The organism is Nonomuraea sp. NPDC049421 (genome assembly GCF_040677005.1).
Lineage (GTDB): Bacteria > Actinomycetota > Actinomycetes > Streptosporangiales > Streptosporangiaceae > Nonomuraea > Nonomuraea salmonea.
In genome coordinates this window covers 99,520-118,875 of record NZ_JBFAQA010000006.1, presented here as the reverse complement: position 1 = coordinate 118,875, position 19,356 = coordinate 99,520, and the positions used below count along the sequence as shown (strand labels likewise).

The 19,356-nt window shown below is 70.9% G+C and carries 19 protein-coding genes; 6 read left to right on the top strand and 13 right to left on the bottom strand.

Annotated features, from left to right (window positions below; translation table 11 throughout):
• Positions 1 to 17: 17 nt before the first annotated feature.
• The 9 genes from AB0K18_RS12660 to AB0K18_RS12620 form a co-directional block, all read right to left on the bottom strand.
• The gene (locus AB0K18_RS12660) at positions 18 to 1,334 is read right to left on the bottom strand and encodes a polysaccharide biosynthesis C-terminal domain-containing protein (RefSeq protein WP_364913905.1); all 1,317 of its coding nucleotides are present in this window, start codon (positions 1,332 to 1,334) and stop codon (positions 18 to 20) included.
• Positions 1,327 to 2,130, bottom strand: coding sequence for a polysaccharide deacetylase family protein (locus AB0K18_RS12655; protein ID WP_364370157.1), 804 nt, complete (start codon positions 2,128 to 2,130; stop codon positions 1,327 to 1,329). The genes AB0K18_RS12660 and AB0K18_RS12655 overlap by 8 nt, the downstream gene beginning before the upstream one ends.
• Entirely contained in the window at positions 2,127 to 3,068 is a 942-nt protein-coding gene (locus tag AB0K18_RS12650; protein WP_364913901.1) for a glycosyltransferase family 2 protein, read from the bottom strand. The genes AB0K18_RS12655 and AB0K18_RS12650 overlap by 4 nt, the downstream gene beginning before the upstream one ends.
• Before the next feature lie 12 nt (positions 3,069 to 3,080).
• A complete protein-coding gene (locus AB0K18_RS12645; RefSeq protein ID WP_364913898.1) occupies positions 3,081 to 3,914 on the bottom strand; it encodes a glycosyltransferase family 2 protein in 834 nt (277 codons plus the stop codon).
• Between the two features lie 154 nt (positions 3,915 to 4,068).
• Positions 4,069 to 5,199, bottom strand: coding sequence for a GNAT family N-acetyltransferase (locus AB0K18_RS12640; RefSeq protein ID WP_364913895.1), 1,131 nt, complete (start codon positions 5,197 to 5,199; stop codon positions 4,069 to 4,071).
• On the bottom strand, positions 5,196 to 5,567 hold the full coding sequence (locus tag AB0K18_RS12635; RefSeq protein WP_355418680.1) for a hypothetical protein: 372 nt from the start codon (positions 5,565 to 5,567) through the stop codon (positions 5,196 to 5,198). Before AB0K18_RS12635 ends, AB0K18_RS12640 begins: the two co-directional genes overlap by 4 nt.
• 265 nt (positions 5,568 to 5,832) lie before the next feature.
• Positions 5,833 to 7,419: a sigma-70 family RNA polymerase sigma factor gene (locus tag AB0K18_RS12630; RefSeq protein WP_364913892.1), complete on the bottom strand. Its 1,587-nt coding sequence runs from the start codon at positions 7,417 to 7,419 to the stop codon at positions 5,833 to 5,835.
• A 110-nt stretch (positions 7,420 to 7,529) separates the two neighbouring features.
• Positions 7,530 to 9,212, bottom strand: coding sequence for a substrate-binding domain-containing protein (locus tag AB0K18_RS12625; RefSeq protein ID WP_364913889.1), 1,683 nt, complete (start codon positions 9,210 to 9,212; stop codon positions 7,530 to 7,532).
• 225 nt (positions 9,213 to 9,437) lie between these two features.
• Positions 9,438 to 10,076 carry a hypothetical protein gene (locus AB0K18_RS12620; protein WP_364913886.1) on the bottom strand — a complete coding sequence of 213 codons (639 nt, stop codon included), beginning with the start codon at positions 10,074 to 10,076 and terminating at the stop codon, positions 9,438 to 9,440.
• A gap of 124 nt (positions 10,077 to 10,200) precedes the next feature.
• On the opposite strand from AB0K18_RS12620, the gene AB0K18_RS12615 reads away from it, so the two are divergent.
• The 3 genes from AB0K18_RS12615 (at position 10,201) to AB0K18_RS12605 (ending at position 12,144) form a co-directional block, all read left to right on the top strand.
• The gene (locus AB0K18_RS12615; protein WP_364913883.1) at positions 10,201 to 10,992 is read left to right on the top strand and encodes a DUF4184 family protein; all 792 of its coding nucleotides are present in this window, start codon (positions 10,201 to 10,203) and stop codon (positions 10,990 to 10,992) included.
• Positions 10,940 to 11,815 carry an RNA methyltransferase gene (locus AB0K18_RS12610; protein WP_364913880.1) on the top strand — a complete coding sequence of 292 codons (876 nt, stop codon included), beginning with the start codon at positions 10,940 to 10,942 and terminating at the stop codon, positions 11,813 to 11,815. The genes AB0K18_RS12615 and AB0K18_RS12610 overlap by 53 nt, the downstream gene beginning before the upstream one ends.
• Before the next feature lie 86 nt (positions 11,816 to 11,901).
• Complete coding sequence (locus AB0K18_RS12605; protein ID WP_364913878.1) at positions 11,902 to 12,144, top strand: DUF4235 domain-containing protein; 243 nt, start codon at positions 11,902 to 11,904, stop codon at positions 12,142 to 12,144.
• 7 nt (positions 12,145 to 12,151) lie between these two features.
• Here AB0K18_RS12605 and AB0K18_RS12600 read toward each other — a convergent pair whose 3' ends face one another.
• A complete protein-coding gene (locus tag AB0K18_RS12600; RefSeq protein WP_364913875.1) occupies positions 12,152 to 12,445 on the bottom strand; it encodes a hypothetical protein in 294 nt (97 codons plus the stop codon).
• A gap of 192 nt (positions 12,446 to 12,637) precedes the next feature.
• Between AB0K18_RS12600 and AB0K18_RS12595 the strand changes: the two genes are divergently transcribed.
• The gene (locus tag AB0K18_RS12595; RefSeq protein ID WP_364913872.1) at positions 12,638 to 13,429 is read left to right on the top strand and encodes a hypothetical protein; all 792 of its coding nucleotides are present in this window, start codon (positions 12,638 to 12,640) and stop codon (positions 13,427 to 13,429) included.
• A gap of 103 nt (positions 13,430 to 13,532) precedes the next feature.
• Here AB0K18_RS12595 and AB0K18_RS12590 read toward each other — a convergent pair whose 3' ends face one another.
• Positions 13,533 to 14,372 (bottom strand): serine hydrolase, encoded by an 840-nt coding sequence (locus tag AB0K18_RS12590; protein ID WP_364913869.1) that lies wholly within the window; start codon positions 14,370 to 14,372, stop codon positions 13,533 to 13,535.
• A gap of 110 nt (positions 14,373 to 14,482) precedes the next feature.
• On the opposite strand from AB0K18_RS12590, the gene AB0K18_RS12585 reads away from it, so the two are divergent.
• Complete coding sequence (locus tag AB0K18_RS12585; protein WP_364913867.1) at positions 14,483 to 14,683, top strand: DUF1508 domain-containing protein; 201 nt, start codon at positions 14,483 to 14,485, stop codon at positions 14,681 to 14,683.
• Between the two features lie 34 nt (positions 14,684 to 14,717).
• On the opposite strand, the gene AB0K18_RS12580 is transcribed toward AB0K18_RS12585, so the two are convergent.
• Positions 14,718 to 15,263 (bottom strand): VTT domain-containing protein, encoded by a 546-nt coding sequence (locus tag AB0K18_RS12580; RefSeq protein WP_364913864.1) that lies wholly within the window; start codon positions 15,261 to 15,263, stop codon positions 14,718 to 14,720.
• A 154-nt stretch (positions 15,264 to 15,417) separates the two neighbouring features.
• Here AB0K18_RS12580 and AB0K18_RS12575 point away from each other — a divergent pair, with 154 nt between their 5' ends.
• The gene (locus AB0K18_RS12575; RefSeq protein WP_364913861.1) at positions 15,418 to 15,939 is read left to right on the top strand and encodes a hypothetical protein; all 522 of its coding nucleotides are present in this window, start codon (positions 15,418 to 15,420) and stop codon (positions 15,937 to 15,939) included.
• On the opposite strand, the gene AB0K18_RS12570 is transcribed toward AB0K18_RS12575, so the two are convergent.
• Positions 15,908 to 19,303: a BTAD domain-containing putative transcriptional regulator gene (locus tag AB0K18_RS12570; protein ID WP_364913859.1), complete on the bottom strand. Its 3,396-nt coding sequence runs from the start codon at positions 19,301 to 19,303 to the stop codon at positions 15,908 to 15,910. The two genes, AB0K18_RS12575 and AB0K18_RS12570, sit on opposite strands and share 32 nt — an antisense overlap.
• Positions 19,304 to 19,356: the final 53 nt, after the last annotated feature.

The window sequence follows — 19,356 nt, the reverse complement described above, 5'->3', positions numbered from 1 at the left end:
TTGCCTCACGTTGACCATCATGCGGCCCCGGACGACCCCTGGGTGACAGGCGACCGACCAGTTTCGTCCACTTTGAGAATCTTGCGGAGATTTCCAAAGATCACAAGTGCGACGAGCACCTCGCTGAACAGCAGACCGTACCCGACCGCGTTCACCCCGAAGTACGGGAAGAGCAGCAATGTGGACACCAGCACCAGCACGGCCAGCCCGATCTGCACGATCGCCAGCGTCCGCGCCTGGCTCTGCGCGCGCAGCGCGCTCAGGTACACCTCGATCAGCACCCGGGGCAGCACCGCCAGCGCCATCAGGCGCAGCAGCAACGTGCCCTCCTCGGCGAACTCGGAGCCGAAGATGCGCAGGATCAGCGGCGCGCCCAGCACCGCGACCGTGATGATCGGCACCACGATCATGAACGCCCGCCGCAGCGCCCGCCGGCAGTTCTCCGCCAGCGCGGCCCGGTCGAAGGAGCCCTCGACGGTCAGCGACACCGCCATGTTCATGGCCAGCAGCTCGATCATGCTGGCCAGCGTGTGCGCCATCGAGAAGCGGCCGAACGTGGCCTCACCCACCTGCGTCGCCACCACCACGGGCACCAGGTAGACGATGGCCAGGATGGACAGCGTGCCGGGGAAGTCACCGGCCAGGAAGCGGCCGACCTCGCGCAGCCTGGGCGGCTCCTTCACGGGGTCCGACTCGCGGACGTGCCGGCGTACGACCACGCCGAAGATCAGCCACTGCACCGGGATCAGCGCCAGTGCGGTCGGGATGACCCACGAGACGAAGATCCCGCCGGAGGGCAGCGCCCCGGCGAGCGCCACCAGCAGGCCCATCTTGACCAGGCCGAAGACCAGGTTGTTCAGCGGCACGAACGGCGCCCTGCGCAGCCCGGTCAGCACGACGTCCTGGAGCGTGAAGACCGCCCACACCACCACGGACCCCAGGAAGAACAGGCCGGGCCCGAACCCGGCCAGCACCGAGTACGTCTTGCCCCACAACGGCAGCGTCAGCAGGAAGCCGAGCGCGGCGACCCCGCCGGTGGCGGCGGCCAGGCCGTACCCGCGCAGGATCAGCTCGGGCGTGCGGCGGCCGGCGATCGGCAGGAAGCGGGCCAGCGCGCCCACGAAGCCCAGCGCCGTCAGCGAGGCGAACAACCGCATCGCGGTGATCACCGCCTGGCCGCGGCCGAACTCCTCGGGCGTGTAGAAGTGGGCGGCGAGCAGCCAGTAGCCCATGCCCAGCACGCCGGTGATGACCGTGTTGGCCATCAGCGCGTAGCCCTGCCGGAACAACGGGTTACGCAGGTCGGTGAGGACTCTCGCCCAGACCCTAGACATTTCCGCGCACCCGCTGCAGCCCGTACCTCGTCCTGCGCACGACCGCGTACCCCTTGGTGAGGATGCGCTCGCGCAGGTAGATGAGAGGTACGGCGGTGCCTTCGACGGCGCGCTTGAACATGTTGATGGTCGTGCCCTTGCCGACCGTCAACCGGGGGATGGCGAGCATGTCGTGACGATCGGCGGCGATCGTGTTGCTCACGGCGCAAGCGGCGAAGTATCCGGCTTTGCGCACTTCACGGCGTACGCGGGCGCTGGAGTACCCGTACGGGTAGGCCATGGTGGCGACCGGCGCGCCGATCTTCTCCTCCAGCAGGCCCTTGTTCCTGCGCAGCTCCTGCCGCAGGTCCTCGATGCGGAGCTGGTCGAGCTGCGGATGGCTGTGGCTGTGGCCGCCGATCTCGATGCCGGTCTGCGCGGCCTCGCGGGCCTGGCCCCAGGACAGCATGTCGTCCAGGGGCCGGCCCGCGGCCTCCTTGCCCGCGTCGGAGACCCAGCCGCTGGTCAGGAAGACCGTGGCCGGGAAGTTGTAGCGGTCCAGCAGCGGCAGCGCGTGGCTGTGGAAGTCGGCGTACCCGTCGTCGAACGTCACCACGATCGGCTTGTCCGGCATCGAGCGGCCGTTGTTCTTGTTGAGCGCGGCCACCAGGTCGCCCAGGGTGAGCGGGGTGAAGCCGCTCTCCTTCAGGTAGGCGAGCTGCTCGGCCAGGTCGGACGGCCGCACGGCGTGCGGCTTGGTGTCGTCGTTGGGCGTGTCGGTGACCGAGTGGTACATCAGGATCGGTACGCGGGTCATGACCGTGCCACCTTCAGCCGTGCGGAACCGACGACGTAACCCCAGGTCGTCCAGGCCAGCCCGATGACGATGGCCGCGGCCCTGCCGAGCCCGCCCAGGTCACCGCGCAGGGCCTCGCCGACCCCGCGCAGTGCGCCGAGCGGCAGCGTCTTCATGGCGTGCGCCCGCTCGCTCGACAGCCCGTCCTGGGTGCCGACCTCGCGGGTCACCAGCGCCTTCGACAGCCCTTCCGCGTAACACCTGGACCTGAAGTACGCGAACCGCTCACGCTGTCCGGACACCTTGTGCCCGATCACCGCGCGCGGCTCGAAGAGCATGACCGAGCCCGGCTTGCGCTGGGAGAGCCTGATGCAGAACTCGGTCTCCTCGCACCCCAGCGGGCGCGACTTGCGTCCTTGCACGCTGCGGCCGATGCCGCTGTGGAAACCGCCCACCTCGGACACCGCGTCGCGCAGGAAGGCGGCGTTGCCGCCCATGACGTTGCGGATCGGCGCCCTGACCGCGGGCATGCCGCGGTAGGTGCAGCCGACCGTCCAGTCGAACTCGTACGGGAACCACGAGGGCCGCCGCCCCGACGCCCACAAGGGGTCGGTGCGGCCGCCCACGCCCACGACACCCGGTTCCTGGAAGCCCTCCTCCAAAGCCTCCAGCCACCCGGGATCGGCGACGGCGTCGTCGTCGAGGAACGCGACGATCTCACCGTTGGCCGTGGCCACCCCGGTGTTCTTGCCACCGGACAACCCCTGCTCGTGCGTGTTCTCCACCACGATGGCCTGCGGGTACTCGCGCTTGAGCTTGAGATGCAGGTCGGGGTTGTGATCGACCACCAGGATCAGCTCGTGTGCCGGGCGCGTCTGGTTCTCGACCGACTCGACTGCCTGCCTGATGTCCTCCCACCGCTCCTCGGTGTAGACGCAGATGACAACAGACGTGTTCACAGAGATCCTTTTTTAAGCGACGCCTCGGTCAGCGGCGGGAGTGGTGGCGGGCTCAGGCTGAGGGGGAGTGGGCTGGCGACGCCACTCCTTCAGGATGGTCTTGAGCACGCGGAAGCCGTCCCGTACGACGTGCAGGTTGCTCTCGCCGTGGATGCGATTGCGCTCGTGGCTCGGCACCTCGTGCACCTTCAGCCCGGCCTTGGCGGCCCGCACGTTCATCAGGGTCTCCACCTCGAAGCCGTCGCAGTCGAGGTCGAGCACGTCCAGGTGGCGCGCCCAGAACGCATTGTAGCCATAGCAGAGGTCGGTGTACTGGGTGCGGTACATCACGTTGACGATCCCCGTGAGGATCTTGTTGCCGAGGCGGCGGTTGAGCGTCAGGTCGTCGCTGCCGCCGCCGGCGGCGTAGCGCGAGCCCTTGACGAAGTCGGCGCCCGTCACCAGCGCGCCCACGAAGTTGATGATCTCGCGGCCGTCGGTGGAGCCGTCGGCGTCGATCATCACGATGATGTCGCTGGTGCACGCGTCGAAACCGGCGGCGAGGGCGTCGCCCTTGCCCTTGCCCGTCTGGGTCACCACTTTGACGTTGGGCCGCAGCCGCTTGGCGACGGCCACGGTGTCGTCGACGGAATTGCCGTCGACGAGCACGATCTCGTCCACCCATTGCGGGATGGTGGCGAACACATGAGGGAGGTTCTCGGCTTCGTTCATCGCCGGCACGACCACGCTGACCGTCGGGGAGATGGCCAGGTGCGGAGTGACCGGCGTGAAGCTGGAGGGCGGAGGCATCGACCGCAGGGGTGCGGAGTGGACCTTGCCGTTGTGCTTGGTTATCTCGGGACTCATAGCGAGGGAATTCCTTCCGGGACCCCGCATCACGCGCCGGGCACGGACCCTTCCCGGGTGCTGCGGGAACGGTGAAACCGGCGAACGATGCATCGGTGGATCCAGTGGAGTGAGGGTGTTGGTGCTGTGCCGGGGGGTTCTGCCCGGGAGCGGTCTAACGTGCTCCCGTTGGTTCCTGACTTACCGCATTGGATGGCTCCTGATGTTGCATCGAGGTGCGCACCCGACCGAAGCCCTTGAGCACACGGTCGGCCGCCCTATAGAGAGACGGCCGGTCCATGACAATTGTTCGGGCCTTGTTGAAAGGAGTTCGGCCCATCCAGTGGACCGCCGCCGACGGCGACGGCCGCGAGATGCGGCCTTCGGCGACGTACAGGACGCCGCTCTTGAGCCAGTCCTTGTACTCCTTGCCGCCCTTGCCCATGTCCACCATGTGCAGGCCGGCGTTCGCGGCGGCCTCGGCCATCTGGAGATGATGCACGATGCCCGGCGAATAGCGGCCGAACTCGGTGTCGTAGGCGGGGAACCACCCTACAAGCGTGGTCGCCGTACGGAGGCCGAAATGCCCGGCTACCGGCACGTCGCCGGCATAAAGCATGGTCAGCACGCCCGCGAAGTCCGATGAGTTCTCGGCATGCATCATGTCGGTCAGCTCGACGATCCACGGCTGGGCGAATCTGTCCACCCGGCCGGTTCTTCGATACTGGTCGGACTTCCACGCCAGCAGGGTACGCAGCACCTCGGGGTCGGGCGAGGCCCACTCCAGGCGCAGCTCGCCGTGCTCCCTGCCGAGCTTGCGTTCCTTGTACCTGACCGTCTTGAGGTTCTTCGGCGAGTTGGACTTGACCTGCTCCAGCCAGGCGTCGAAGCCGCCGGTGAAGTCCATCACGGGCGCGGGCCTGACGTCGGCCTCGTAGGCGGCGAACGTCGGCTGACCGGCCACGAGGTGGTCGAAGTCGAACACGCTGAGCTTGCAGGCCCGCAGCAGGGCCTTGGCGTCGAGCTTGAGGTCGGGGACCGAGATCAGGCCGTGGCAGGTGGTGAGGAAGCCGCCGAGGGGTTTGCCGATGCCGAAGCTGTGCCGCTCGTACGGGAAGAACCCGACGATGCGGCCTCCGTCGGAGATGACCGCCACCCTCACGTAGTCGCGCAGACGATCCATCGCCACGGCGAATTCGACCGACAGGAACGGGTTGTCCAGATTCGGGTCGGCCTTCTGCAGCTCGCGCCAGCGCGCGCGCTCGGAGTCGCCGAGTTCTCTGGGCCGGACTACCTGGATCTTCACCTTGCCCTGGCCCCCTGTTCGGTCTGCATGCTCTTCCCCCGGTACAACACCCGAAGCACGTACATGAACCCACCGAGCACGGCGACCGTCGCGACACCGGCCCGTGGTGACCACGCGTTGAAGAGCAGCATGGCCTGGGCGAGCAGTACGTTGAGCACAAGGCTCGCGGCTGCTCCCACGGAGAGTGCGGCAAGGGGGTCACGATCACGCAACAGTCCCACCACTGCCGCCCCTGGCACTACCAGGAGGAACAAGGAGATCAGGAACGGGCGCAGCGGTGTCTCGATATCGAACAGCGCGATGACCGCTCCTGCGATGCAGGCGAGCGCGACCAGCCAGGCCAGCGCTCTGCGGTGCTGCTTGAGCATCTCCTGTCTCTCTCCTGCCCTTGCTGGTTAGGACGCCGAACGATCGCCATTCATGGGACCAATCGGCGCCTGGACACGTCAATGCCGACGCTTGGCGACGCGCACCGGTTTACCGGCAGGCGGGGTTTTTCGTGTGACCTTCAGCACACGGTCAAGTGATCGCCCACCCCGAAGCGGTCCCCAAGCACACCAGAATGCCCTATGTGGCCTAGGATCTTCGAGCCAGGGTCCGATTTATACCCGTTTGTCGATCAGATTTAGCAATCTACTGCGCGTTGACTTCTGCTTTGCGCAGGCCCTCGGCATCCGTGCCGTCGGCGGACGAGGTGGCCACCCCCGACGTGGGTGCGGGGGACGGTTCCTCGCTCACCGTCGGCTGGTCGGTCGGCGGCTCAGGAAGCTCCTCGCCCTGCCAGGACAGCGCGCACGTGGCGGTGCCCGCGTTCGAGGTGAACGCGACCCGTCCGGTGCCCGGCTCGTACGGGTCGGCGACCGTCACCCTTACCGTCGCGGCGGCCCCCGCCTTGATCGAACCGCTGGCCGGGACCACGTCCAGGCCCTGCGAGGCGGTCGCCACCCAGGAGACCGCCGCGTTGCGGGCCCGCAGCCCGATCTCGCCGGCGCCGGTGATCGCCTTCGGGCACGTGGTGACCAGCCGGGCGCTGGGCGCGGGACGGCGGCGGGTGGCCGTCGGCGGTGCGGGCCTTCTCCTCGGGGGCCCGGCCGCAGGTCGTGAGGCCGCGCGCGAGGGCGGGGCCGCCGACGGCGTACGGCTGGGCGTCGGGGTCGGGGTCGGCTCGACCTCGTCGATCTCCAGGTCCTCCGTCGGCTCCGGGCTCTCCTCGACGGGCGGTGGCGTGGTCACGGCCGGCCGGGGAGCCGCGGTGCCGACGTCGGAGGCGTTGGAGCCGTTGATCGCCACCACCGCGCCCGTCGCGGCCAGCAGGCAGGCCCCGGCCAGCACGAGCGGACCCACGCGGCGCGAGCGGCGCCGGCGCGGATGCGACTCGGCCACCACGGGGAACCCGCCGCGGTCGAAGCTGTCACCGCGGTCGGTGATCAGCTCCCGCGTCTGGTCCAGCTCGGGACTGACGCACGTGTCGATCACCCGCCGGCGCAGCGAGATCCCCGGGTACGCCACCGGCACCAGATCCAGCAGCCGCGCCGCCGAGACCTGCCGGTGCCGCCTCTCCGTGCACACCTCGCACCCGCCGATGTGCCCCGACAGCCGCCGCCGCAGCAGCGGGGTCAGCGGGCCCTCCCACGAGTCCACCATCGCCGACAGATCGGGGCAGTGCGCCCGTCCGGTCCGCGCCAGCACGACGGCCGCGGCCGCGATCTCCAGATGGTCGCGGGCCCGGCTCAGCCTGCTGGCCGACTGGCGGCCGGTCAGCCCGAGCACCGCGCCGACCTCCGCCGGGGTCAGGCCGTGGCGCAGCGACAGCTCCAGCACCTCGCGCTCGCCCCTGCGCAGCTCGCCCAGCGTCTCGTGCACCAGGTCCGCCAGCTCGGGGTCGTCCTGCTCGGCCGGGCCGGGCAGCGTCAGCCCGGCGGGCGGGGTGCCGGGGCGGTGGGCCAGGCGGGCGCGTACCTGGAACCTGGTCAGGGCGTACAGCCAGGCGCGCAGCTTGGCGGGCTCCTTCAGGCGCTCGACGCAGCCCTGCGCGGTGACCAGCGCGTCGTGCACGGAGTCGGCGGCGAGGTCGCGGTCGGCGGCCATCGTGTAGGCGTAGTCGTACAGGCGCTCGCCATAGGAGTCGTAGAGCGTGGCGGGAGCTTCGGGGGCCGCACGCCGCAGAGCCTCGATCAGCTCCTGGTCGTCGGCGCGATCGATGGTCGGCCATCCAGGCACGGATTTCCCTCCCCGCGGGTAGTACGGGCACTAGAGCCCCACGCGGAGAGGACGCGGCCTGGTTCGTCCCGGTTCGCCCTCCATACCTAATGGGCATGGAGGGGAAAGGGTCAGCCGTCGCAGTTCGGGGTGCAGAGGCGGCGTTCCATGCCCTGCAGGAAGAAGTCACGGACCTGCAGGATGTCCTCGGCGATGTACGCCTCGCCGCCCGTCGCCGTGGCCAGCGCCTCCATCTGCCGCTTGCCCTTCTTGGCGTCCGGTCCGAACGCGATGAGCAGGATGCTGATCGGCCGCTTCGGGTTGTAGGTCTGCTTGAGGAACTGCAGCAGCTCGGCGTTCTTGACGCCGCCGTCCGGGTCGTCGTTGCCGGCGCCGTCGGTGAGGATGAGCAGGGTGTTGACCTTGTCCTGCTTGTACGTCTTCGTGAGCTGCGTGTAGGCCGCCTTGACCGTGTCGTTCAGCCCGGTGTCGCCCGTCGCCTTGGCCTTGATCTGGGCGAACGTCCTGGCCAGCACCTCCTTGCGGAGCGTGCCGTCGATCGACTCGCTGAGCGGCCCGAGCGAGACGTTCTCCTTCCAGTCCCTGCCCTTGCCGTCCAGGTGCGTGGAGAACGTCCACAGGCCCATCTCGGAACCGGCAGGGAACAGCGCGAGCCCCTCGGTGGCGATCTTGTTGATGGCCTGCATGCGGGTCATGCCGGTGCCCGGCACCGGCAGCGCCATCGTGCCCGAGACGTCGAGCAGGGTGAGCAGGCGGGTGCCGAGGTTCAGCCGGGTCCAGGTCTGCACCATGCGCGCCACGGTCGCGCCGTCCGGCGGGTCGAGCGCGGTCGGCGTGTCCTGGGTGAAGCCGTCGTCCTCCGCCAGCACGTCGCCCGGCTTGCCGTCGGTGCCGCGGAAGCCCGCCTCGCGCAGCGTCCGCTTGGCCGACTCCGAGGACAGGTCCTGCTTGAAGTCCGCGGCGGCCTTCAGCACCTCCGGGTCCTTTGTCAGGATCGTCACCGGGTAGTCGAGGCTGAGCGTGCCCTCCTTGGGATAGAGGGCGACGACCGGCGCGTCCGGCTTCTTGCTGTTGTGCGCGTAGATGGCCTGCTCTGAGGTGACGCCCACGGGCACCTTGCTGCCCGGCTTGACGGTCAGGCTGGCCAGCAGCGCGTTCGAGTCGGCGGCGAGCTGACCCGACAGCTCCTTGAGCGCGCCCACCAGCGCCTTGTCCTGGCCGGCCTCCTTGGCCGTGCCGGCCGCGGCCAGCAGCGCGGCGAGGCCGGCGGAGTTCTTCTGCGGGTCGAGGGCGAGCACCCTGACCTTCCTGCCGGGGCCGTCCACGTTGGCGACGTTCGCGGCGGCGATCATCGAGGTCCAGCTCGGCTGGAGCGCGCCCGACAGCTTGCCGGCCGCCGACTTGGCCGCCGCCAGCACCACGGGCGACGTCGCGATCGACCCCTCCACCTGCGGCAGCGCCTCACCGGCGGGGGTCTGGCGCATGCTCTCCATGAGCAGGCTGGAGTCGGCCACCCAGAAGTCGGCGGTGACCTTGCCGGCCGCCAGCGCGTTCGCGGTCCGCCCCGAGGCCTCCTTGGCCACCGTCACCTCGACGCACCTGCCGTCGATCGAGTGCAGCGCCTTGTTGTAGCGGCCGGCGATCTTGTTGAGCGCGGGCTGGATGTCAGGGGCGGCGACCACCTTCAACGGCAGCTTGCCGCCGGAGCAGTCGTGGTCGCGGGTGAAGATGACGAACGCCGCGACACCGAGCAGGACGGCCATGGCGACGGCGCCGGCCAGCGGGACGAGCACCCTGCCACGGCCGTTCCTCGGCCGTCTGCGCGGGACGGGTTCGCCGGCTCTGTAGTCGCCATCGAGATCGTCTGTGCGGTGTCGCCCCACGATGCCCTCTTAGGTGTTCTGGAGACCGTCCGGAGACCCTAGCGGGAGATGCTCCGCAATACTCCGGGAACGATACTCGGTGCGGTCTCTGTGGCAAAACAGCCCTTTTGGTGCGACGATGACGCAGGGTGACCGTCAATGGCAACAAGCGTGACCGATCCAGGCGCGCCGCCCCTCGCGTACGGCGACCGCCGCGAGGAGCACCGCCACCGCCGGATCGACCCACCACCACCCCAGCGTGTTCAGGTACAAACCGGCCAGCACCCCGGCCGCCATGGCCGCGCACATGAGGTTCTGGGTGCCCTCGCCCGACGTGGCCGCCGACGCCAGCCGCGCCCCCAGCCGCCGCTTCGCCACGCCCAGCGCCGGCATGCTGACCAGGCTGACCGCCGTCACCACGATGCCCAGCACGCTGGGCGCCGCCCGGTGCCCCGCGTCCAGGTCGTGCGCCACGTGCAGGACCAGGTAGGGGGCCAGCAGCCAGAAGCTCACCGCCACCGCGCGGCGGGCCGTGCGCTCCGCGTGCGGCGACAGCGTACGCGTGCCGGTGAACCGCCACACCACGATCAGGCTCGCCACCGCCTCCACCAGGGCCGCCAGCCCCCAGCCGATCAGCGCGACCGAATGCGCCGCGAGCCCAGCGGCCAGGCCGAGCGCGCTCTCCACGCCCAGCCAGGCCAGTGTGACCAGCGAGAGCGTACGAGCGGCTCGTGCCGCGCGCAGCCAGTCCGCTGACGCGGCCGGACGCTCATGAATCCGCTGATCAGGCACCATGAACCCCCGAACTCCGGCTTATCCGGCCGTCGACAGCGATACGTACCGTACCCACTGCGGAGCGTGACGAGGAATGGCGGCGGCAAAGCCTGATCAAGGTTCGCCCGCATAATGAGGGTCGATCATGAGGGGGAGGGTCCTGTTGCCGTTCACGCCCAGCCACATCGCCGCCGTCTTACCGCTCATCGGACCGTCGGCCCGGATCCGCAGGGTCCTCGACCCCTGGGCGCTGGCGTTCGGCGCCATGGTGCCCGACCTGCCGCTCTTCCTGCCGTTCCTGCCCGACTACAGCGACTGGCACTCCTGGCCGGGTGTCGTCACCATCGACCCGCTCGCCGTGCTCATCCTGCTGCCGTTCTTCCACCTCGTGCTGCGCGACCCGCTGATCGCGCTGCTGCCCGCCTCGCTCGCTGGGCGGGCCGCGCTCCTCGCCCCCGAGCGGCTGCGCCTGCTCCCCATGGCGGCCGGCGCCGTGACCGGGGCCGCCACCCACGTCCTGTGGGACTCCTTCACCCACTCCACCGGCGTCATCGAATGGGGGGCCTGGCTGTCGGTGAGCGTGCTGGGGGTGATCAACCTCTTCCGCCTCCTCCAGTACGTCTCGTCCGCCATCGGGCTCGCCGTCGTGGTCTGGTGGGGATGGCGGGGTCTGTCCGGGATGCCGGCGGCGCCCGTACCCGAGCGGTTGCGCCTGTCCGCGCGCGTCCGCGCCGCCGTCCTGTCCGTGGCCGGGCTCGGCGTGCTGGCCGGCGCCCTCGTGTGGCCGCTCATCGATGAGCCCAGCCCCCGCTACGGCATCGCCAGCGTCATCACCAAGACCGGCGCGGGCACCGTGGTCGGCCTCTGCCTGGTCCTCGCCTGCTATGCGCTGGTCTGGCAGGTCAGACGGCGCATGGCAGTATCGGAAGGTGCTTGAGTACGTCACCGACCCCGACGACCCCCGCCTGTCCGACTACACCCGGCTGCGGGACGTCGAGCTGCGCAAGAGCCTCGAGGCCGAGCGCGGCCTGTTCCTCGCCGAGGGCGAGAAGGTCATCAGGCGGGCCATCGGCGCCGGCTATCCGATCCGCTCCGTCCTGACCAACCGCCGCTGGCTCACCCCGCTGCAGGACGTCCTCGGCGACGCCACGGTCTACGTCGTCAGCGACGAGCTCATGTCCGGCATCGCCGGCTTCCAGGTGCATCGCGGCGCCCTCGCCTCCATGGAACGCCTTCCTCTCCCTTCCGTCGACACCCTTCTCAAAGGCCCGGCCCGCCGCATCCTCGTCCTGGAGGACCTGGTCGACCACTCCAACGTGGGCGCCATCTTCCGCTCGGCGGCGGCCCTCGGCGTAGGCGCCGTCCTCCTGTCGCCCCGCTGCGCCGACCCCCTCTACCGCCGCGCCGTGAAGGTCTCGATGGGCGCCGTCTTCTCGATCCCGTACGCCCGCATGGACGACTGGTTCGAGGGCCTGACCCGCCTGCGCGACGCCGGCTACCGCACCCTCGCCCTCACCCCCGACCAGCACGCCACCCCCATGGACCGCGTCCGCCTCGCGGACCGCGTGGCCCTGCTCCTCGGCTCGGAAGGCGACGGCCTGTCCTCCCACTGGCTCCAGGAAGCCGACGAGGCGGTCTGCATCCCGATGAGCCCCGACGCGATGGCCGCCGGCGTCGACTCCCTCAACGTCGTGGCCGCCGCCGCAATAGCCTGCCACGGCCTGATGCGCGCGACAGACCCCGCACAGAGCCCTGCCTGAGTCCTCAAGTCTTGGGCTGACCTGCGGGACGTTTAAGAGCGGTCCAGAGGGCACGGGCATACGCCACGTCAGCGTAAGGAGTGGTGATGCAGCCCGTGGAGAAAGTCACAGCGCTGGGGATGAGCCTGGTGAGCGGGGCGGTGGCCGCTGCGTTGTTCAGGCGGGCCTGGGCGATGGTGTCGGGGGAGGACGAGGCGCCCGATGCCGAGGACCTGAGCCGGGGCTGGACCGAGGTGCTCGTCGCCGCCGCCGTGCAGGGAGCCGTGTTCGGGGTGGTCAGGGCCGCGGTCCAGCGTACGGGCGCCAAGACCTTTCAGCGGCGGCGGTGAGCCCCCGTCACTGGTTGTCGTCGGTCAGCCAGTCGGGATAGCCGTTGAAGTCGTGGGCGATCGGCTCGCGGTCGATGGGGTGGCGCGCCCCGATGCTCCGCATGTGACGTTCGAGCGCGGGCACCTGCTGCCCGGTCGTGACGAGGGTGAGCTGCCAGGTCGTCGCGTCGTCCGCGGACGGGTGCGGGACCTCGGCGATGTCGATCGAGGTGGCCAGCCCGGCGAGCAGGATGCCGTGCGCCAGCTCGGCCGCCGCCTCGTGACCCTCGATCAGAGTGCGGACCTCGAAGAATTCCGCCATCAGGGTGTCCTTAGGGAGGGGTGTGTGGCTCACCCTACTCGGCGAAGGACGGCGGGCCGAATCCATCGGAAAACGTACAGCGGCGTCGTGGCGGGGCGTCCGGCCGCAGACCAGGGCGGACGGCGCGGTCGATGAGGCACACTGTAATCGTTCGATTACCGTAGGTGCGTCATCGCGCAGGCCGGAGGGTCCATGAACGGGGCTTGGATCATCACGCTCACCGTCGCCACGGGGTTGCTGGCCCCGCCGTCACACGCCACGACGGCGTCCCCTTACGGTTCCGCGGAGAGCGGGGCGGCGCCTTTCCGGCTGGCGGCGCCCTTCTGGCCGGCCACCGCCGGGGCCCCGGGCGGGCCGGCGTTCGGGTTCTCGGCGGGACGGGGGTTCGGGCCGGCGTTCGGGGCGGCGGTCGGCCGGTCCGCGGGGGCGGACTTCGGGGCGGCGCTCGGCCGCTCCCTGGGAGCGGTGTTCGGGGAGGCGTCGGGGGCCGGGGTGGCCCGGCGGCCGGAGGGAAGGGCCATGAGCGGGGCGCTGACCTGTGCCGTGTCGACGCCGTCGGGGCGGCCGCTGACGTTCACGCCTCGGGTGGGGCTGACGACGCGGCGCACCTCGGCGCGCGGCTATCTGGAATTCACCGGGTGCACCTCGCCCGACGGCTCGGCCACGTTCCTGCGGTCGGGCTGGGTGAACGTCAAGGCCACCGCCCAGGCGTCCTGCGCCACCGCCCGCCGGGTACGCGGCACCGCCAGGATCACCTGGTTCGGCGCCACGGGACGCCCGGCGGGCACCTCGAAGCTGGGCATCAAGGCCGACCGCCTGGTGGCCAGGCACCCGGCCGACACGCTGCTCACCGGCACCGTGCGTACGGGCTGGCTGGCCGGGCGGCGGGCCAGGGGCGGCATCGCACCGCCCACCGCCATCCTCGGCTGCGCCGCCAGCGGCCTGCACGCCTACCCCGGCCACGGCACCATCACCTTCGACTGACCGGCCCCAGCGGGCGCCCGCCGATCCGCCGAAGCGCCCGCAGGCACCTTCGGCCGCCGACCCGTAGCCGGTCGGCCGAAAGCCTCGTGATGGTGTCGGCCGGTCAGCCGAAGGCGACCTGTTCGCCGGCGTAGTCCAGGAGTTTCTCCGCCGTCGAGAAGCGGCGCTCGTTCTGGTCGCCGAGCAGGACGCCGACGATCTGCAGGCCGTTGCGCTCGCCCGCGAACAGCAGGCAGTAGCCGGCCGCGTTCGTGTACCCGGTCTTGACGCCCAGCACCCCGTCCGCCCGCGACAGGAGCTTGTTGGTGTTGCGCCAGGTGTGCGCCCGGTGCACGGCGGTCTTGGACACCTTGTGCACCTTGGCGCCGACGACGGTCGTGAAGATGCTGCTGCGTAGCGCGTACTGCGCCAGCTTGGCCTGGTCGGCGGCGGTGGAGTAGCCGCCGTTGGCGGGAGTGGGCATGCCGTCGGCGTTCGTGTAGCGGGTGTCGGTGAGGCCGAGCGAGCGGGCGGTGCGGTTCATCTTGGCGATGAAGGCCGTCTTGCCGGGGCCGTAGTGGCGGGCCAGGGCGTTGGCCGCGTCGGCGCCCGAGGGCAGCATGAGCGCGTACAGCAGATCCCTGACCGTGAACCGCTCGCCCTTGCGCAGCCCGGCGGTCGCGGCGCCGCCCTTGGCGGCGTACTTGACGTCGGCGGCGCTGATCGTGATGACGTCGCTGAGGTCGGCCTCGCGCAGCACGACGTACGCCGTCATGACCTTGACCAGGCTGGCCACCGGCACCCGCCTGGTCTCCCGCTTGCCGAGGTGGACCGTTCCTGCTGAATCGACGATGTACGCCTCTTTCGCCTTGACGGCGGGCGCGTTAGCGGCCTGGGCCGGAGTGCTGCCGAACCCGACAACCAGCGCGACCACCGCAGAGCTGATCAAACCCCCAATACGCATGACAATCATGGTGACAGGAGATCAAGGATTCGTTTGCCTAACCAGGCCACGCGTCGCCCTCAGATGGGGGTAAATCCTTCATAGATCCGATATGGCGGGGGGCGGTGGCCATGGCGGGAAAGTTCGTCATCACGGAGGATGAGCAGGGCGGATACCGGTTCGCACTCGTCGCGAACAACGGGCAGACCCTGGCGGTGGGGGAGGGATACCCCAGCAAAGTGGCATGCGTAAACGGCATCGAGACCCTCCGCAGGAACGCCCCGGAGGCGACGATCGAGGACCGTACGACGCGTCCGGCCGCTACCGGGTAGCGGCCGGACACGAGTCCTGCCGCTTAGCGGGCGGTCACGAGTCCTGGGCCACCAAGGGCTGGTCGTCGGCGGCGCGGCGGCGCCGGCGGCGGATCATGAACCAGGCCACCCCGGCGACGGCCACCACCGCGACGACGGCCGCCGTGATGGGCGACCGCGCCGCCAGCTCCAGCCACCCCCACACGACGGCGGTCAGCCCGAACCACCACAAAGGCGCCCAGGTCAGGCAGCCGAGCGCGCTGGCCACGACGTACCAGGGGTAGGAGACGCGCAGCGCCCCTGCCACCCAGGGCAGCGTGTGGCGCAGCATCGGCACCCAGAAGCAGCCGTAGACGGCGAGCGCGCCCCAGCGCTCGACGACGCTCTCGATCTTCGCGATGCGGTCGCGGCCGAGCTTGACGCCGACGCGCGACTCGTACAGCTTCTCGCCGAGCCTCCGGCCGACCCAGTAGTAGACCTGGAACGCGCCGAACAGGGCGACGATGAGGATGGCTCCGACCAGCCAGTACGGAAGTTCAAACCAGAACGGGTCAGTGGGAGCGGGGACGGCCATCGCCAGGTACCACATGTCCGGGCCCACCCCCTCCGAAATCCTTAGGCCAGCCTTACCTTAATTCACGCCACCGGCCGGTGCCATACCGGGTTGCAAGCAGCGCGCAACGGGTGCAACTCACCGACAACCGCTACTCAACCACCCGGTCTCACTCTATGAGTGAACAAAAGGGGTGTTGACCATGCCGACGAGAAGCGCAACCGTCCTGACCAGCGGAACGTCGAACGCCGCGAAGCTGTTCGTGGCCGCTCTGGCGTTCACCAGCGCGTATGTCGGCTTCTCCGCCTACAGTAACGCCGGCACGACCGAGCCGCCGAAGGCCGCCGAGCCTGCCCCGATCTCCCTGGCCGCCCGCGCCATGCCCGCCTCCGAGCAGCTGGCCGGCGGCATCGCGGGGGAGCCCGGCGCCCTCACGGTGAGCGCCCTGCCCGCGGAAGGCTGCGCCAGGTCGTACGTGGCCCGCACCTTCCTCGCCAACCCCGACCCCGACGGCACCGTCCTCTACCGCTGGAAGCTGGCCCGCTACAGCCCCGCCACCAAGACCTGGCGCACCTACCTGTCGGACCACGACGGCTTCGCCACGGCAGGCAGGACCGTCGAGTGGCGCGCCGAGGTCAACGGCACCCCGGGCTGGTATCGGGTCGAGCTGTCGGCCCAGGGCGCCGAGGCCGTCAAGAGCCCCCGTTTCGAAGTGAGCTGCTGACCGACTGCCGGGCCGCGTCGACCCAGCGCGGCACGCCGATGCGCTCGGCGACCTCCAGCGCCTTCTCGTAGTGCTGCCGGGCCGCGTCGGGCTGCCCCAGGCGGATCGCCAGGTCGCCGAGCGTCAGCGCCACCGGCCACAGCGCGACCACGCCGGTGCCGGCGCCCGCCACCCGGTCGGCGAACGGCTTGAGCTTGTCGTAGCAGTCGACCATCCGCTCGCGGTCGTCGAGCAGCATGCCGGCCAGCGCCCGCCAGGTCATGACCAGCTCGTAGAGGAAGTCGGGCCGCACGGGAGGCCGGGTGGCGGCCACGGCCCTGGCGTCGTCGAGCCGCCCGGCGGAGGCCAGGGCCAGCGCGTACGCGTCGAGCGTCCACTTGGCGCCCCGCTGGTGCGCCTCGGCCAGCGGCGCGACCATCTCGGCCGCCCGCCCGGCCACCAGGTGCAGGCAGAACGTGGTGATCAGCGGCAGGTCCTGGCGGCCCTCCAGCATGCCGGCCCGCTCGGTCATCCGGGCCGCGTCACGGTAGGCCCGCTCGGCGCCCTCGTAGTCGCCGGAGATCATCAGCCGCTGCCCGGCGTACCAGACGACGACGGCGGCGGGCGCGGACAGGTCGTACTGCTTGGCGAGCTGGTCGGCCGACGCCGCGTGCTCGTCGGCCGCGGCGAACTCGCCCCTGGCCGCCGCGCACTCCAGCAGCACCAGGTGGGCCAGCGCCTGCGTGGCCATCTGCCCCGAGCGCTGCGCCACCTCCAGCAGCTCGCGCCCGATGCTCTCGCGCGAGTCGACGGCCGGGATGTCGTACGACTGCCGCAGCCGCCCGCTCAGCGCCGCCGCGATCAGCGCGGGGTCGCCGCTCTGCCGGGCCAGCTCCAGCGCCTCCAGCGAGGCCTGCCTGCCCCGCTCGGGCGAGGAGGAGCCCTCCAGCTCAAGGGCCAGCGTGGTCAGCAGGCTGGCGCGCAGCCGCTGCTCACCGGCCGGCAGCTCTATGAGCGCCTTCTCGGTGACGTCGACGATCTCCCACGCCGTACGGGTGAAGTCGCGCGCCATGCCCTTGTGCGGCACGGCCAGCGACGCCGCCACCTTCGCGGTGATCTCGAGGTCGCCCAGCGGCAGCGCGGCGTCCATGGCCTGGCGGCGCAGCAGCCGCGCCGCGTGCATGTCGCCGCACAGCGCGAGCGCCCTGATCTGCCGCAGCATCAGGTGCAGCCGCTCCTTGGCCCGCTCGGGCGCCTGCTTGCCCTGGTCGTCGGCGCGCGAGCGGTCGAACGCGGCGATCGCCTGCTCCCACAGCGTGGCCGCCTCGCGGTGGGCGAAGCGCCGCTCGGCCTGCTCGGCGGCCAGGCCCGCGTAGTGGACGGCCTTGCCGGCCGCGTCGGCCAGGAAGTAGTGGTGGGCCAGCGCCGCCACGTCGGACGGCGTGTGCCGCTCGATGACCGCCGCCACCGCCGCGTGCAGGCGGGTGCGGCGCAGCCGCGAGGCGTCGGAGTAGATCGTGTCGCGGACGAGGTCGTGGTCGAAGCGCAGCAGCCCGGGACCGGGCTCGGTCACCAGACCGGCCAGCAGCGCCGCCTCGACGGCCTCGATGACCGCGTCCTCGTCGCCGGCCACCGCGATCAGCACGTCGAGGTCGACGTCGCGGCCGATGACCGCTGCCTGCAGCAGGATCTGCTGCGCGCCCGAGGGCAGCCGCGAGATGCGCCGCCGCAGCACGTCGCGTACGCCGGACGGCACCTGGGAGAGCACTTCGGTGGCGCTGGCGCGGTCGGCCGCGCCCTCGGAGTCGAGCAGGCGCACGGTCTCGCGGACGAAGAAAGGGTTGCCGCCGGTGCGCTCGACGATGGACTCGACCGCGTCCTCGTCGATCTCGCGTACGCAGGTGGCCTTGACCAGCTCGGCCACGGCCTTCGGGTCGAGCCCGGACAGGCCGACGCGTACGGGACCGAGCCTGGCCAGCGCGGCCAGCACGTCGGACTGGCGGTCGTCGAGCTCGCTCTCCCTGCACGTCACCACCAGCAGCACCCGGCTGGTCGCGAGCAGGCTGGGCAGCGCGCGCAGCAGCGCGAGCGTCTGGTCGTCGGCCCAGTGGAGGTCTTCGAGCGTCAGCAGCACGGGCCCGCGCCGCGCCACGCCGGCGAGGTAGCCGCCGACCGCGCGGTGCAGCCGGAACCCGCCGGACGCCTCGTCCTCGTCGGGGTCGGGGGCGGCGTCGTCGAGCAGCGGCGCGAGCAGTTGCGCGTATTCGCCCGCGCCGGTCGTGTCGATGAGCGTGCGCAGGATCTCCACCCACGCCCAGCCCGGCGGGGTGGCGCTGGAGTCGGGGCAGGCGCCCGACGCGGTGGTCCAGCCGTCGGCGGCGAGCCTGCCTTCGAGCTGGCGCAGCAGCGTCGTCTTGCCCGCACCCGCCACACCGGTGACGACCGCGACCTGGAACCTGCCGGTGCGCGATGCCGCGGTGGTGAGCCTGGCCAGCTCGGCGTCGCGGCCGACGAACGGCTCGGGCTCCAGCGGCGGCGGCTCGATGTGGGCGGCGGGCCGCGGCGGCCAGGTGTCGGTGACGGGCGCGGCGGGCCTGGCGGCGCGGGCGGGCAGGGCGAGGTCGAGCTCGGGCGACTGGGCCAGGATGTCGGACTCGAGCTTGCGCAGCGCGGGGCCGGGGTCGATGCCCAGCTCGTCGGCCAGGATGTTGCGCGCCCTGCGCAGCGCCGCCAGCGCGTCGCCCTGCCGGCCGCAGCGGTAGAGGCCGAGCGCCAGCAGCCGCCAGCCCTCCTCGCGCAGCGGATGCTCGGTGGTGAGCGCCTCGAGGTCGGGGACGGTCTCGGCGTGCAGCCCGAGCCGCAGCCCCGTGTCGGCGTGGCGCTCGCGGGAGACCAGGCGCAGCTCGGTCAGCCGGTTGACCTCGGCCTCCGCCCACGCCTGGTCGGCGAAGTCGGAGTAGGGGGTGCCGCGCCACAGCCCGAGCGCCTTCTCCAGGCGGCCTCTGGCGGCCTGTGGATCGCCCTCTTCGAGATGCTCGCCGGCCGCGCGGACGAGCTGCTCGAACCTGAGCGCGTCGACCTGGTCGGACGCCACGCGCAGCGCGTAGCCGGACGCGACCGTCACCAGCAGCCGGTTGGGGCCGCCGCGCGGGCGGCCCGGCTCCAGCACCCTGCGCAGGCGCGAGATGTAGACCTGCAGGCCCGACTGCGCGCCCTTTGCCGCGTCGTCGTCCCACAGATCGTAAAGAAGTGTGTCAACGGGCACGACCTGACCTCTGGCCACGAGCAGGCGGGCCAGGACGGCCCGCTGTCGCAACCCGCCGAGGTCGAGTTCGTCGTCGTGTTCGTACGCCTCGACTGGCCCCAGAACTCGGAACGCCACCATGTCAGCCGCCACGCTATGCGGGCCTACGAATCACGCACAAGGGCCGTGGTCGA